At 59.2% G+C, this 775-nt stretch carries 1 pseudogene; it reads right to left on the bottom strand.

Annotated elements, in window-relative coordinates:
• Window positions 1–155 precede the first annotated feature (155 nt).
• Window positions 156–775, bottom strand: a pseudogene (locus HMPREF2967_RS07720) (IS21 family transposase); the annotation flags it as partial.

Raw genomic sequence — 775 nt, 5'->3', positions numbered from 1 at the left:
ACCTTTTGGGAAAACGTCCATGCGTCGAATGCGGGATCGTTGGCGATGTCGATGACGCTTCTGCCGAAGGCAGTCATCCGCAGCGCGGTGAAGTCGGGCAGGACGGACTCGTCAAGGAAGCGATCTGCTGGCGGGGTTGGTGATGACATGGGCTTTTAGTGTCCTTTCTTAGCGAGGTTGTCCATGCTGAACTGGTCTGCACCGCCGAGAAACGCGCCGGTGGTATCCCGGTCGGTGATTGCAGGGGCGGTGGGCTGGTTGACTGTGGTGCTGCGCGGGGCCTGGTCTAACCCGCGGGGCCGGGTGGTGTGTTCTTTGCGTATGGCGGCCATCATGTTTTTGACCGCGGTATATGACACAGCCCGTCGGCTGCCGTCGTTGGCCATCAGGCGCTGGCATGCCTCTTCCAGGATTGGTTTGTTGCCGTGTTTGCCCATCGACAGCACGTTTCTACAGGACTGGTACGCCTGAGCCGGGATGGCTTTCGCCGCGATGAGTTCTTCGATGACCTTGCGTGTTGCCGGGCCGGTTTTGCTGGCTTCGCGATAAAAGTAGTCGCTTGTCCACAGCCCACGGGTGGAGTCCATTCCAGATGGAATGTGCTCATAGTCAGTGACATAGGCCCCACGCTTATGCGAAACCTGGTGGGTTGCCACGGTTGTCCCCTGGTCAAAGACGGTCAAGACCTGGCCTGTGATGCGCACATCGACAGTGCGGCCAACAAGCTGGTGCGGAACGGAGTAGCGCACCGTTGCAACCGTGATATGGAAATCCG

It is taken from the genome of Corynebacterium sp. HMSC059E07 (assembly GCF_001814395.1).
Taxonomy (GTDB): Bacteria; Actinomycetota; Actinomycetes; order Mycobacteriales; family Mycobacteriaceae; genus Corynebacterium; species Corynebacterium hesseae.
Note: the sequence above shows the minus strand (reverse complement) of the source record. Positions and strands in the feature narration are given on the sequence as shown.